The 13906-nt window shown below is 44.2% G+C and carries 18 protein-coding genes; 8 read left to right on the forward strand and 10 right to left on the reverse strand.

The genetic code is table 11. From position 1 onward, the window contains the following. Positions 1-113: 113 nt before the first annotated feature. The 3 genes from FD973_RS03285 (at position 114) to FD973_RS03295 (ending at position 2231) form a co-directional block, all read left to right on the forward strand. Positions 114-890: a 3-hydroxybutyrate dehydrogenase gene (locus FD973_RS03285; RefSeq protein WP_215324209.1), complete on the forward strand. Its 777-nt coding sequence runs from the start codon at positions 114-116 to the stop codon at positions 888-890. 140 nt (positions 891-1030) lie between these two features. Next, entirely contained in the window at positions 1031-1609 is a 579-nt protein-coding gene (gene sodB / locus FD973_RS03290; protein ID WP_215324210.1) for a superoxide dismutase, read from the forward strand. Positions 1610-1637: 28 nt separating this feature from the next. Beyond that, a complete protein-coding gene (locus FD973_RS03295) occupies positions 1638-2231 on the forward strand; it encodes a urate hydroxylase PuuD (RefSeq protein ID WP_215324211.1) in 594 nt (197 codons plus the stop codon). 47 nt (positions 2232-2278) lie between these two features. Here FD973_RS03295 and FD973_RS03300 read toward each other — a convergent pair whose 3' ends face one another. From FD973_RS03300 to FD973_RS03310, 3 genes are all read right to left on the reverse strand, one after another. Beyond that, positions 2279-3448 (reverse strand): NAD(P)/FAD-dependent oxidoreductase, encoded by a 1170-nt coding sequence (locus tag FD973_RS03300; RefSeq protein ID WP_215324212.1) that lies wholly within the window; start codon positions 3446-3448, stop codon positions 2279-2281. 53 nt (positions 3449-3501) lie between these two features. Then, complete coding sequence (locus tag FD973_RS03305; protein WP_251368823.1) at positions 3502-3669, reverse strand: rubredoxin; 168 nt, start codon at positions 3667-3669, stop codon at positions 3502-3504. Between the two features lie 61 nt (positions 3670-3730). Then, on the reverse strand, positions 3731-4216 hold the full coding sequence (locus FD973_RS03310) for a rubrerythrin family protein (protein WP_215324213.1): 486 nt from the start codon (positions 4214-4216) through the stop codon (positions 3731-3733). A gap of 144 nt (positions 4217-4360) precedes the next feature. Here FD973_RS03310 and FD973_RS03315 point away from each other — a divergent pair, with 144 nt between their 5' ends. Beyond that, positions 4361-5269: a hydrogen peroxide-inducible genes activator gene (locus FD973_RS03315; RefSeq protein ID WP_215324214.1), complete on the forward strand. Its 909-nt coding sequence runs from the start codon at positions 4361-4363 to the stop codon at positions 5267-5269. A 90-nt stretch (positions 5270-5359) separates the two neighbouring features. After that, on the forward strand, positions 5360-6460 hold the full coding sequence (locus tag FD973_RS03320; protein WP_215324215.1) for an alkene reductase: 1101 nt from the start codon (positions 5360-5362) through the stop codon (positions 6458-6460). A 52-nt stretch (positions 6461-6512) separates the two neighbouring features. Here the strand turns inward: FD973_RS03320 and FD973_RS03325 are convergent, their stop codons facing one another. The 5 genes from FD973_RS03325 to FD973_RS03345 all read right to left on the reverse strand — a co-directional run bounded on the left by FD973_RS03325 (position 6513) and on the right by FD973_RS03345 (position 9517). Next, positions 6513-6689: a hypothetical protein gene (locus tag FD973_RS03325; RefSeq protein WP_215324216.1), complete on the reverse strand. Its 177-nt coding sequence runs from the start codon at positions 6687-6689 to the stop codon at positions 6513-6515. Positions 6690-6709: 20 nt separating this feature from the next. Further along, positions 6710-7246, reverse strand: a complete 537-nt coding sequence (locus tag FD973_RS03330; protein ID WP_215324217.1) for a cytochrome b — start codon at positions 7244-7246, stop codon at positions 6710-6712. A gap of 109 nt (positions 7247-7355) precedes the next feature. Continuing rightward, on the reverse strand, positions 7356-7547 hold the full coding sequence (locus tag FD973_RS03335; protein ID WP_215324218.1) for a hypothetical protein: 192 nt from the start codon (positions 7545-7547) through the stop codon (positions 7356-7358). 23 nt (positions 7548-7570) lie between these two features. Next, positions 7571-8179 (reverse strand): hypothetical protein, encoded by a 609-nt coding sequence (locus FD973_RS03340; protein WP_251368824.1) that lies wholly within the window; start codon positions 8177-8179, stop codon positions 7571-7573. Between the two features lie 192 nt (positions 8180-8371). Further along, positions 8372-9517, reverse strand: coding sequence for an alpha-hydroxy acid oxidase (locus tag FD973_RS03345; protein WP_215324219.1), 1146 nt, complete (start codon positions 9515-9517; stop codon positions 8372-8374). Between the two features lie 145 nt (positions 9518-9662). Here FD973_RS03345 and FD973_RS03350 point away from each other — a divergent pair, with 145 nt between their 5' ends. Both FD973_RS03350 and FD973_RS03355 read left to right on the forward strand, forming a co-directional pair. After that, entirely contained in the window at positions 9663-10565 is a 903-nt protein-coding gene (locus FD973_RS03350; RefSeq protein ID WP_215324220.1) for a DMT family transporter, read from the forward strand. Positions 10566-10681: 116 nt separating this feature from the next. Next, positions 10682-11830, forward strand: a complete 1149-nt coding sequence (locus tag FD973_RS03355; RefSeq protein WP_215324221.1) for an aminotransferase class V-fold PLP-dependent enzyme — start codon at positions 10682-10684, stop codon at positions 11828-11830. 81 nt (positions 11831-11911) lie between these two features. Here FD973_RS03355 and FD973_RS03360 read toward each other — a convergent pair whose 3' ends face one another. Further along, entirely contained in the window at positions 11912-12541 is a 630-nt protein-coding gene (locus FD973_RS03360; RefSeq protein ID WP_215324222.1) for an FABP family protein, read from the reverse strand. An 81-nt stretch (positions 12542-12622) separates the two neighbouring features. On the opposite strand from FD973_RS03360, the gene FD973_RS03365 reads away from it, so the two are divergent. After that, positions 12623-12913, forward strand: a complete 291-nt coding sequence (locus tag FD973_RS03365) for a protein tyrosine phosphatase (RefSeq protein WP_215324223.1) — start codon at positions 12623-12625, stop codon at positions 12911-12913. Between the two features lie 11 nt (positions 12914-12924). Here FD973_RS03365 and FD973_RS03370 read toward each other — a convergent pair whose 3' ends face one another. Then, positions 12925-13902 (reverse strand): DMT family transporter, encoded by a 978-nt coding sequence (locus FD973_RS03370; protein WP_215324224.1) that lies wholly within the window; start codon positions 13900-13902, stop codon positions 12925-12927. Between the last annotated feature and the right edge of the window lie 4 nt (positions 13903-13906).

The raw sequence follows: 13906 nt of genomic DNA on the forward strand, positions 1-13906 counted from the left end.
TAGGTCACCCTTAGTGCATAAGCATTAGGGGTGGCTCAGCTCATCCTGTAACATCGAGCCTTAGGGTTTGAGCTTCCATAAAGCCCTTTAGTTAACTTAATACGGTAAAAGATATGTCCACATTAAAAGGTAAAACTGCACTAGTTACAGGATCCACTAGTGGTATTGGTTTGGGAATGGCCATTGCATTGGCAAAGCAAGGGGTCAATATTATGGTTAATGGCTTTGGTGAAAAAGATGAAGCGATTGCAAAAATTAAAGCGTGTGGAGTAGAGGTCGACTATCACGGCGCGGATATGAGCAAGCCTGCTGAAATTGAAGATCTTATTAAACAAACTGAAAAACGTTTTGGCTCGCTCGATATCTTGGTAAACAATGCTGGTATCCAGTACACAGCAAATATTGAAGAATTTCCCACTGATAAATGGGATGCGATTATTGCGATTAATCTTAGCTCCGCATTTCATACGACGCATCATGCATTGCCTGGAATGAAAAAGCGTAACTGGGGCCGCATTATTAATATCGCCTCGGTACATGGTTTAGTGGCATCCACTCAAAAGGCTGCCTATGTTGCTGCTAAGCACGGTATTGTTGGTTTGACTAAAGTTACCGCTCTTGAAAATGCTCGCACAGGAATTACCTGCAATGCAATTTGTCCTGGTTGGGTGTTAACTCCGCTAGTCCAAAAACAGGTGGATGCTCGTGCTGAGCGCGAAGGTATATCAAACGAAGCGGCTAAGACTGCATTGGTCTCAGAAAAGCAGCCTTCTGGAGAGTTTGTTACCCCAGAGCAATTGGCTGCTTTAGCGGTATTCCTTTGTGGCCCTGACGCCTCTGAAGTGCGCGGCGTGGCTTGGAATATGGACGGCGGCTGGACGGCTCAATAATCCCTCAAGCTCTAACAAATTAAGGCCGGTAAGTGATCTTTACCGGCTTTTTTGTGCGCTCAAACAAAAAAGCCAGAATAGTCTATAGTTATCGCAAAACAAACCATATTTTTTAGCTTAAGTTATTAAAAGGAATACACATGGAACACACCTTACCTCAGTTGCCTTATGCGCTTGACGCTCTTGCTCCTTACATCTCTAAAGAAACATTGGAGTTTCACTATGGCAAACATCACCAGACTTATGTCACTAATTTAAATAATCTCATCAAGGGTACCGAGTTTGAAAATTCAACTCTTGAAGAAATTGTTAAGAAATCTACTGGCGGTATTTTTAATAATGCTGCACAAGTTTGGAACCATACTTTCTATTGGTTGGGCATGAAGCCAAATGGCGGTGGCGCACCTACTGGTGCTTTAGCCGATGCTATTAATGCGAAGTGGGGCTCTTTTGATAAGTTCAAAGAAGAATTTACAAAGTGCGCTGTGGGTACTTTTGGGTCAGGTTGGGCATGGTTGGTTAAAAAGGCAGATGGCACTTTAGATTTAGTTTCCACTAGCAATGCTGCTACCCCATTAACAACAGACGCTAAGCCTTTATTGACTTGCGATGTTTGGGAGCATGCGTATTACATTGATACTCGTAATGCTCGTCCAAAATACTTGGAAAATTTTTGGAATCTCGTTAACTGGGATTTTGCTAGCCAAAACTTTGCTTAATCTGTTTAATTAACAATAGGAAAATTTTATGGCCTCTATCTTGACCTCTTTAGGGCGCACCGTTTTTGCGGGCTTTGTTCTGCTAGTTTTAATTATTCTTGCTTTGGGTGGCAACTTCAGTTCTGTAGAACTGCCATTTATTTTCCGTTGGTTACATGTGATGTTTGGTGTAATGTGGATTGGCTTGCTTTGGTACTTTAACTTTGTGCAAATTCCTTCTATGCCAAAGATTCCAGATGAGCAAAAACCAGCTATTGGTAAAGTAATTGCTCCGACTGCTTTGTTCTGGTTCCGCTATGCTGCATTGTTCACTGTTTTAACTGGATTGATTGTTGCTGGCTTAAGCGGTTACTTGCATCAAGCGTTTACATTGCAGTCGCCATTTCGTGCGATTGGATTGGGTATGTGGATTGCATTAATCATGGCATTTAATGTTTGGTTCATTATTTGGCCCAATCAAAAGCGCGCCCTTGGGATTGTTGCTGTTGAGGCTGATGTAAAAGCGAAATCAGCACGCGTTGCTATGTTGACATCCCGTTTAAACACATTACTCTCTGTGCCAATGTTGTTTTTGATGGTGGCACAGTCACATAACACTACTTGGTTTGTAATTATTTCTTAATTACTGCAAGTTCTACAGTTAAAAGGCCCGCTATGCGGGCTTTTTTCTTAAGATAAGATCGCTGGCAATTCTTTAGTCAAAGCAGCGCGCTGTGCTGTGGCTGCGCCCATTAAAGCAAAGCCTAACAACTTTCCATCTGGAGATTCAAAGCGAGCTTCCAAGCCTCCATCAATAGGATTGGTAGTCCATTGACCTTCGGCACCTTTGGCAGGCGGAGAAACTACGGTAGCTAAAGCTGGAGTTTTGACCATAACAGGCATAGCTGGATAAGTAAGGGTAGTAGTTTGACCAATTAAAGTTGGAGCCAATGCTCTAGCAGCTTGCATGATTGGCATAACATAGGGCAGCACTAAACCTTCTACCTCTGCGCAATCTCCGAGTGCATAGATGTGGTTGATATTTGTTGCAAGCTCTCGATTTACTTGAATACCAATATCGGTTTTTATATTGGATGCTTTTGCTAATTCAATTCTTGGCTTAAGACCCACTGCTGAAAGAAATACATCGCAAGAAATGGCATCACCATTTTCTAGTGTCACTTGCATCATCTCACCAACGCGGTCAATTGATTTGACGGTTGTAGAGAGGTACCAACGAACTCCTGCGGAGCTTAATTTATCTTGGAGTTCTAGGGCTGCATCAGCAGGCAAGAGGCGACCCAAGGGCTGTGGAGCCAAGTCAATTACTTCTACTTCATAACCACCTAAAGCAAGATCATTAGCGAATTCACAGCCAATCAGTCCAGCGCCAAGAATAGCAACTTTCTTTTTCCCGGAAATGAGTTTGCGAAAGCGAGCGTAATCCTCAAGATCGTTGACGGTGATGACTTCATTAGCTGCGCTGCCTTGTAGTGGCAAGCGAATTTGATCTGCACCCAAGGCTAGAACTAGTTTTCCATATGGCACTTCACCTTTGCTAGTTAGGATGGTCTGCGCTTCAGTATTAATGGCTTTAACATCGCAGTCTGCCAAGATAGTGAGCTCAAGTTGGGTTGCCATGCCATCAGCTGGAGTGGAGATGAGTTGTGCAGCCTCTTTTTTTCCGGCAAGCGCAGTAGAAAGCATCGGCTTGGAGTAAAAATATCCAGGTTCCCTCGTTATCAAGGTAATCGGAATGGTTTTATCTAACTTGCGGATTTCACGGATGACGGTATAGCCAGCTAAGCCACTGCCAATGATGACAATTGCAGATTGGGATTGAGGGGTAGTTTGATCCAAAGCTGGGCTCTCCAAAGTAGCAGTAAATTAAGTATGTGAATTGATGCTAAAGATTAGCTAATCTGAACCATCTCGAAATCAGCTTTTGCTACGCCACAGTCTGGACACTCCCAATCTTCTGGTACATCAGCCCACACCGTACCTGCTGGGATGCCATCCTCTGGGATTCCCTTTGCTTCGTCATAGATATAGCCACAGACGATACATTGCCAAGTTTTCATATTAATTCCTTTGTTAATTATTGAATTTTAAATTTATTTGCTAAATGTTTCCGAGTTGGGCTCATTGAGTTGCAAAAGCTTTTGCATTTTCTAGGGCCTGTTTGTAATGATTTGCATGGCGCTCTTCAACATTTGCTAGGGCTGCGAAGCGTTTGGCGGCTTTAGCTAAGACTGCTTGAAACTGTTCGGCGTGTTCTTTAGATTCTGCAATTTGTTCGTCAATTTCTTTGATGGCTGCACTATTGCCTTCCTCTGCTGCTGTTTTACGAAATGATGGGTACATTTCGGTGTACTCATAGGTTTCGCCCTCAATTGCGATCTCTAAGGCCCGTGTTGGCGTAATAGTGCTAGCGGGGTAGAGTAAATCCAAGTGACCAAAAGCATGCATGACTTCTTGCTCTGCGGTTGCCTCGAAAATCTTTGCGGTTTCTTCATCACCAGCCGCGCGCGCTAATTTGGCAAAGTAACGATATTTGATATGGGCCATGGATTCACCTGCAAATGCAGATTCCAAGTTCTGGATTGTTTTGATTTCTGGGCGTGCCATTTTGATTCCTTTTTATCTTGATTTTGTCTATTGGAGGCTTATACATATTGAAAAGCCATGATCGAAGTGTGCCCCTTAATTAATTATCAGTCCAATGAATCATTATGATAGTATTTATCCAATAAATCGATAAATGGTGGAAATATGGCATATCTTCCGTCTCTGAGGCAGTTAGGGTACTTTGTTGCCTTAGCAAAAGAACTGAATTTCACGCGGGCAGCCCAAGTCTGTTTTGTTGGGCAATCCACCTTAAGTGCTGGATTAAAGGAATTAGAAGATGCTCTCGGGGTACATCTAGTTGAGCGTGATCGTCAAAATGTTTCGATTACTCCTATTGGACTTGAGGTATTGGAGCGTGCCAAAGTGATATTGGCAGCATCAGAAGATTTGGTTGAGTATGCTGGTGCGACCGGCAAGCCAATGACTGCGACGATTCGTTTGGGGGTGATTCCAACGATTGCACCATTTCTACTGCCAACCGTTTTGCCAGAAATTCGTAAACGCTTTCCAGAACTCAAAGTAACACTCAGAGAAGACCTCACTGCAAATTTGCTTTCAAGATTGGCTGAGCACAAATTAGATTTTGCTTTGATTGCATTGCCTTATGACGTATCTGGATTGCTGGTACAGGAACTATTCGATGATCCTTTTTGGTTGGTTGCAAAAGAAGGGGATCCAGCTCTAAAAGGAAAAGAAGTGACTTTGCCAGCCAAAATGGCTGAGCGACTCTTGCTACTAGAGGAAGGGCATTGTTTGCGCGAGCATAGTTTGCAAGCTTGCAAACGCGCTGATATTCGTAAAGCGGAAGGTCTAGAGGCGACCAGTTTGTTAACTTTGTTGCAAATGGTGGAGTCGGGACTGGGAATTGCCTTGCTTCCTGGAATGGCAGTGAAGAGTAGCTTGTTGAATAACTCGGAATTGGTAGCAAGAGAGTTGGCCTCACCAGCGCCTAAAAGAATTATTGCTTTGGTTGCGCGATCATCTACCGCGCATATTCAAGAATTCAATGCCTTAGCCAATTGTATTCGGGAGCAATTTGGAGCCGCAGCGTAAAGTAAGTTAACGGATTTTTAGATTCAGCAAGAACCAGCATTTCTTGTTACAGTCTCCCATCTTGTTTATTACTTACTTAAAGGGCGACAAATGTCAGGCAAAGAAATCATGTTTACTCCAGTAAGTCTCGGTTCTATCAAACTGAAAAACCGGCTTGTCATGGCGCCACTCACTAGAATGCGTGCAGGTACAGGTGATGTACCTAGTCCGTTAGCAAAGACGTACTACGCACAGAGAGCAAGCGCTGGGCTGATCATTACAGAAGCTACGCAAATTTCTCCTCTAGGCAAAGGTTATCCAGCAACGCCAGGTATTTATTCTGCAGAGCAGACGGCGGCATGGAAAGAGATCGTAGAAGCGGTACATGCAAAAGGTGGCAGTATCGTGGCGCAGTTATGGCACGTGGGGCGTATCTCACATTCTTCTCTGCATCCAGAGCAGGGTGTTCCTGAGGCACCTTCAGCGATTCCTGCTGCAGGACAAACCTATGGGGCTGACTGGAAATTGCATGACTATGAAACGCCGAAAGCAATGAGCTTAGAAGATATCGCTCGCTTGTTAAAGGAGTTTGAGTCAGCGGCGCAAAATGCAAAAGCTGCAGGTTTTGATGGCATTGAAATACACTCAGCCAATGGTTATTTGCTGGATCAGTTTTTGCAAGATAAGACCAATCAGCGTACTGATGAATACGGTGGATCGATAGAGAATCGCTTGCGTTTATTAGGTCAAGTTATTGAGGCTGTAAGCAAAGTATTTCCTAGTGACAAAGTTGGTGTGCGTCTTTCACCATATGGCACTTTTAATGATATGGCGGATAGTGATCCTATTGCATTATTTACTGCTGTAATTAAAAAATTAAACGGCTATAACTTGGCATATGTACATATGATCGAACCTCGCTCTACGAGTGCTGGTGGTGGTGATCAGGTATTTGAAGAGGCCCCAATTACATCAGAAATCTTCCGCTCTGTTTATGAAGGAAAATTTATTACTGCCGGTGGATATGACCAAGCCATGGGCGAGAAAGTATTGGAAGAAGGGCTGGCTGATGCGGTGGCTTATGGTCGACTTTATATTGCTAACCCAGATTTGGCTGAGAGATTTCAGCAGGGCGCCGCATTAAATCCGTATAACCGCGCAACTTTTTATGGAGGAAATGAAGTGGGGTATACCGACTACCCAACGCTTTAAATCATTTACACAGTTTTACAATGACACCCATCAATCCCGCTAATGAGCGGGATTATTTTTTGTCTTCAGGGTCTTTCAATAAGTCATACTGATTGGCTACGAGCAGCATAGCAAGTGATGCGCAGCCTATTGCAAAGAATTGCCATTGATGCAGCATTGCAGTTCCCACTACAGTCATTAAGACTGTCCAGCCAACCGCCATTTTGGCTTTTTTAGTAAGTGGCTTCATTGATTTGTCGCTCCAGACCTTTAGGCCTTAGCCTTGTTTAACATACGTCGAAGTGTATCGTCTTTGATGACGTAATGTTGCCACAAGCCTGCCAAGGCATGAATGCCGATCAAGATGTAGAGAGAATTTCCTAGGAATTCGTGTACCCCTTCAACTAATTTTTTCATTTCTGGATTGGGGGTGACAAATTGAGGCCATACTAGGCCGAAGAAATGAATTTCCTTGCCCCCATATTGAAAATACAGCAATCCAAAAATTGGCGATATCAAGAGTAAGGCATACAGCAGCCAATGCATTATTTTGGCAAATGAAACAAAAACAGGTTTTGGGTTTGTTGGCTCAGGAACACCGTAAGTTAGGCGGACCATCAGGCGAAGAACCATGAGAACAAAAATGAGCTGACCTATAACGCCGTGGATGGTTTTACAAAGCTCTCGAGGTTCACTACCCTTGGGGAATTGTCCTTTAAGTTCAATAACCACAAAAGCAGCTACAACCAAGAAGAAAACAAGCCAATGAAAGAATATTGAGGCTGGATGATATTTGGTTCTAGTCATAGTGCGTGAGTATTAAATGGATTCATCATAAATGATAATGAATCTCATTAACATTATCTATACTAGGGATAATCCCCCTCTCAAAACAGGGATAAAAAAGCTTTGAATCTTAGTTGCTGAGCCTTACCTTGGCGCTGAGCTCGTTGGCAATCCCGCGTTTATCCAATTGAGACAGTCTAAGCGCCTCAATCTCAAAGTCTAATTGCCCTGGGTGGAATTTAGCGTCATTTTGAAGGTCGATGACATAAGTCCAGACAAGTTCACGACCACGATTTTTGAAGACATCCACTACACGTTTCATTTTTACCGCCCTTACGATGAGGCTTATTTTTTGGTGGTAGCTGAAGTGCTTGCTTCCATCTGTTGACTTAAATTACCTTTGAGAGCTAATAAGTTTCTGGATTCAATGCGAATTACACCGTCTCTAGGGCTATCGATGTCGGCAATTAAAAAGAAAGATACGGAGATGACAAAAGGAAATATCATGAAAAGGCCAATATTCTTTTTGAAATTGCGTGCACCAAATCCAACCAATAGATTGGCGCATATGGCGATAGCTATCATTAATGACCAGGCGGTAGAGGGGATACGATTCCACCATGCAGCCTGAACATATCCTTGCGCATTCAGTACATCGTTCATGCCAGAGGTAACTAGTGCCATGGTGGCGCTGGGCTGTGATCGTACGGACGGAAGAATCACATTCCAGAGGGCTGTTTGTAACTCGTCAGTTCTACGGCGAATTTCACGTACCTTTTCAGGACTCTCTTTAGAGTAGAACAAGATCCGCTGATCCACGTACTGAATGAGTAGGTCTTTCGTTTGGGCTCCTACTTGCGGGGGCAATAAATCTACCCTTAAAAACTCTGTACCGATAGCATTGGCTTCGGCCTCCTCAAGGACCTTTCGTTGATCATGACGATCAATGGCCATGGAGAATGTGAAGCCAATGATTAGGGCTAAAAGAGATAGGGTTGCAGTTTGGATAATTCCTAAATCTTGCGACGTTTCAGTATCTTTAGTGCGATAGCGGCTCAGTACTGCATTACCGAACCAAACACAAAGTGCCAGTATTAGAAATGAGAGCGCAAATACTACAAGAGGGTGGTTTAGGAAATGAAAAATTTAAAAAGTCCCTGGATACAAAATATCTTTAGTCACATTCTGAATATCGCGATGACCAGTAAATGCCATGGTGATATCAAGCTCGTTGTGAATTAACTCTAGGCACTTGGTAACGCCCGCTTCGCCCATGGCACCTAAGCCATATAAAAATGGACGACCAATCATGGTGCCACGCGCACCCAAGGCCCATGCCTTTAAAACATCTTGACCGGAACGAATGCCGCCATCCATCCATACTTCAATATCTTTGCCCACTGCATCCACAATTCCAGGTAGAGCTTTGATGCTAGATATTGCGCCGTCTAATTGACGGCCGCCATGATTGGACACAATCAATGCATCGGCTCCAGAATTAGCTGCTAAGCGTGCATCGTCTTCATCCAAGATGCCTTTGATGATTAGTTTGCCACCCCAAAGTTTTTTAATCCACTCTACATCGCCCCAATTAAGACCTGGGTCAAATTGTTCGGCAGTCCAAGAGGAGAGGGAGGACATATTGCCAACACCAGTAGCATGACCAACAATATTGCGAAACGTTCTGCGTGGCGTCATCGCCATACCTAGACACCAGCGTGGCTTAGTTGCCATATTGATCATGTTGGCGATAGTGAGCTTAGGCGGAGCAGAGAGACCATTCTTTAGGTCCTTATGACGCTGACCCAAAATTTGTAAATCTAGGGTGAGAACTAAAGCGGAGCATTTTGCCGCTTTGGCGCGCTCAATCAGGCGTTCAATAAAGCCACGGTCTTTCATGACATACAGCTGAAACCAAAATGGTTTAGTGGTGCGTTCCGCGACGTCTTCAATGGAGCAGATACTCATTGTTGATAAACAGAAGGGCACGCCAAACTTTTCAGCTGCCCTGGCCGCCAAAATTTCCCCATCGGCATGCTGCATGCCAGTCAAGCCTGTGGGGGCAAGTGCAACAGGCATCGCCACTTCTTGCCCAATCATGGTTGTTTTGGTGGTGCGGTTCGTCATATTGACCGCGACACGCTGACGTAACTTGATCTTTTGAAAGTCGGATTCATTGGCGCGGTAAGTTGACTCAGTCCACGAACCAGAGTCTGCGTAGTCGTAAAACATCTTGGGGGTGCGCTTTTGATGAAGGACTCGCAAGTCTTCTATGTTGGTGATGATTGCCACAATGTTTCCTTCTATTTAATGCCTAATTGTTGAAGCTAAAGCTTAATTTAAGCTCTATCTTAGCAATACCGAGGATTTGTTTCTACAATGCAAGGGTATCCCTTGTTTGGGGACCTTGAACACCGCTCCCCCATAAAGTTTTTGAATGTACCAGCTCAATTTTGCTACCGTTGCCTACTTATTAACTGCTACAGCCTTATGGGCAGGTAATGCAATTGCTGGACGCTTATTAGTTGGCAGTATCTCGCCAATTACTTTGAGCGCAGTTCGCTGGGGGTTGGCTGCCTTGTTGCTACTTCCATTGGGTTGGCGTGTTTTTATGCCCAAAAGCCCATTATGGAAAACCAAGAAGCGTCTTTTGATCTTGGGGCTATTTGGAGTAGGCAGCTATAACGTGCTGCTGTATCTTGCCCTGCAAACATCTACGGCGATTAATGTGACTTTGATTGGCGCTAGCATGCCTATTTGGATGCTTTTGATAGGCGCATTGTTTTATCAAGTTAAGCCTAGCTTGTTGCAATTGATCGGCGCCTTCGTAAGTTTGCTTGGTGTTGGCATTGTGTTAACGCGCGGCGATCTTGCTGCTTTGCTATCGATGCAAATGGTTGTTGGTGATCTATTGATTATGTTAGCCACAATCCTATGGGCTTTTTATAGTTGGATGTTAACTCGCACAGGCCCTAGCACTGAACGGCATTGGCCGTGGGCTGAATTTTTATTGGCCCAAATTACAGCAGGCCTTTTGTGGACAGGATTGTTTGATGGTTTTGAAATTGCCCTAGGTCATGCCTTTATCGTTCTGAACTGGTGGACGATATCTTTAATTGTGTTTGTAGCAATTGGTCCTTCTTTGATCGCGTATCGTTGCTGGGGGCTTGGGGTGACTGGTGCAGGGCCAACGGTCGCTGCCTTTTTTGCAAATTTCATTCCTTTGTTTACTGCGCTCTTATCGGCGGCAATGTTGGGTGAACCCCCGCAATTCTTTCATGGACTAGCTTTTGCATTAATTGTTGTTGGTATTGTGATTTCTGCGAGAAGACGTCGTTAAATCTGATTAAAAGCCCTAAAAATGGCCTTTTTAGAGGTATTTTTGGCTTCAACACCCAAAAAAGTCTTAAATCGGTATCATTTAGGGCTAATCACATTATTCCCTAGGAAATTAATATGCCAGGCTTACTTCCCAATGTAGATCCAGATGGTTTGCTGGAGTTCTCGGTTGTTTATACCGACCGCTCTTTGAATCACATGTCCGAAGAATTCAAGCGTGTGATGGTTGATATTTCTAGCGTCCTCAAGGATGCCTATAACGCTAGCTCCGCAGTGATTGTTCCTGGTAGCGGCACCTTTGGTATGGAGGCGGTTGCCCGCCAGTTTGCCAATAATGAAAAATGTTTAGTACTTCGTAATGGCTGGTTTAGTTATCGCTGGACACAAATTTTTGATTTGGCCAATATCACCAGTGACATCACCGTGATTAAAGGTCGTCAACTAGAAGATTCAGCGCAGGGTGTATTTGCACCAGCTCCAATTGAGGAAGTGGTTGCATTCATTAAGAAAGAAAAGCCTGCGGTGGTATTTGCGCCGCACGTAGAAACTTCTGCTGGAATTATTCTCCCTGATGATTACATCAAGGCCATTGGTGAAGCAGTGCGCTCGGTAAATGGCATTTTTGTTTTGGACTGCATTGCTTCAGGTGCAATGTGGGTTGATATGAAAGCATGCGAAGTGGATGTGCTGATATCCGCTCCACAAAAAGGCTGGAGCAGCTCCCCTTGCTGTGCGTTGATCGCATTGGGCGAAAGAGCTCGAGAGCGTATCGAGTCGACACAGAGCAGCAGCTTCTCTATGGACTTGAAAAAATGGCTCCAAATTATGGAAGCATATGAAAAGGGTGGTCACGTTTATCACACCACAATGCCTACTGATGCGCTAAAGATTTTGCGTAACGTCATGAAGGAGACTCAATCGCTAGGTTTTGCAGCCTTAAAGGCGAAGCAGATTGAGCTTGGTACCAAGGTTCGCCATTTGCTAGTGTCTAAGGGATATCCTTCAGTGGCTGCCAAAGGTTACGAGTCACCTGGTGTGGTAGTGAGCTACACCAAAGATCCTGATATTCAGTCTGGCAAGAAGTTCCTTGCTCTCGGTTTGCAAACTGCCGCTGGTGTACCTTTGCAGTGCGATGAAAGACCAGACTTCCGCACTTTCCGTCTAGGATTATTTGGATTGGAGAAATGGGGTAATGTTGATCGTACAGTAGGTCATCTTGCTACAGCACTAGAGAAAATTACTGAAGCGGAAGCTCAACCAGCATAACCACTGCTTTAAACAGCGCTCCGTCACAAATAAAAGGCTATCAATTGATGGCCTTTAATTCATAGGATTTGAGCTTCGCAATTAACGCGCTAGAGGATTGGGAGTGGCCTCTCCGATTTTATGCAGCGTGTTGTTATCGACGTGATGAAATAGTTCCGCTTGATCTTTAATTTTCATGATGGTGTCTTGTTCATAGGACCAAGTGCCATCGCTATTGATTGAGACTTGTATACGAAACTCAACCGTTCTAAATGCGTAATCTAAGAATGGGTTCGATGAGACTCCTGCGTGTCGATCATTTTCTCTTGCGACTAGTTCGAATTGTTTTGCATCTGGGCTTGCGTTGCCCGCTGCCATTGTGATCATCCCTCGGGGAATAGTTAGGGTGTGAATAATATTGCCTGTTGCTGGTTCCCATAACCAATAGCCTACTTGATCGTGATAGGTCTTTACTTGGTCGGGCTTGGTAATGTGGGTGTGATATCTCAAGCCATAAAACAACTGTGGTCCATTAGTTTGAGGGTCAATTGGTTGGAGTTCAATTCGTTCTACATACGCTTGCTTCTTGGGTCCCTCAGCTTTGGGTTTGACGTCTAAACCTCGAACACCTTCCCAAATTCCGGCCATGTCTGTTAATGGACCAAGCTGCTCGAGCGTATTAACTGAATAGCCCTGTGGTTCGGTAAAGATGTCGCTCGGAAAATTACTCATAAACCAACCTTTAAAAATGAAGCATTTATCTCAAATTTTTGAGTATTATCAAATTATCCACAATCTATCTTGGAGAACCACATGATTTCTCGTATTGCACACCTCAGCATCGCATCCCTTATTTCTGTTGTAATTGGCTTTTCTCCAATATCCGTAATGGCTGCTGATCCAGCACCTGCCACTGCACCAGCGGCATCTCCAGCAACTGCGCCAGTCGCAACGCCTGCTGCAACTCCAACTGAGAAGTCTGCCGAGAAAGCAGCTAAGAAGAAGGCTAAGAAAGAAAAGAAAGCTGAGAAAAAAGCTGAGAAAAAAGCAAAGAAGAAAGCGAAAAAGAAATCTAAAGCTGCTGCCGAAGTAGCTCCGCAATAAATTAAACCCCCTTAATTGAGGGGTTCGGTACTCTCTAAGTCATCAGATATTTTTGGATCTGGTGACTTTTTTCTTGGAGCGTCATTGCGTACCAGCAACCACATCGCCGCTATAACCAAGGCCATGCCGCCAATTTGCGTCCACGTAATAGGCTCGGCCAGTATGAAATAACCCATAAAAATAGTAGATACTGGGCCGAGTATCCCTGCCTGTGCAACAAGCGGTGAACCGATGCGATTGATAGCAATCATAATTAACAGCATTGGAATTACTGTGCACAAGCTAGCATTGAGTAGGCTAAACCAATAGATTTGTGGTGGTTGCTGGAAAATTGCTAATGGATTGTGAAGAGTGGATTGCGCTATGCTCAAGATCGCGGAGGCGGTGCTGGCATAGACCACCAAGCGTATGCTCCCAATTCGCTTCACCATCTCTCCGGCACCAATCATGTAAGCGGCATATGAACAGGCACTTCCAAAAACTAGAAGCATGCCAAGCCAAGCAAGCATTCCGGTAGAGCTTGCGTCTTGAATAAAGACAATGAAGACCCCAATGTATCCAACAACTAGTGCATACCACTGCAGTCGTGAGATGGGTTTTTTTAAAACAAAATAGGATATTACGAGAACAATAGTTGGTGTCAGATAGAGCACAATTCTTTCTAAGCCAACCGAGATATATTGAAGACCCAAGAAATCAATATAGCTTGCTAAAAAATATCCTAAAAACCCCAGAAAAAATAATTTGCCACGATCAAGCCAAGTAATTGAAGTCATCTGTTTGCGTCGTGACTCCCACCAAAAAATTCCCCAAAACAAAGGCATCGCCATTAGCATTCGTAAGGCTAACAGTGTTTCTGCATTAGCTCCGTAATCGAAGGCTAGCTTGACCAGAATGGCTTTGCCTGAAAAAAGCATAGAGCCGACTGCGGCCATCAAAATGCCGTAGAGGTAGCGTCTGTGATGATGTGCTGCGCTTGCTGAATGCATCGCT

The organism is Polynucleobacter sp. MWH-Braz-FAM2G, from assembly GCF_018687635.1.
In the GTDB taxonomy this organism is placed as follows: Bacteria; Pseudomonadota; Gammaproteobacteria; order Burkholderiales; family Burkholderiaceae; genus Polynucleobacter.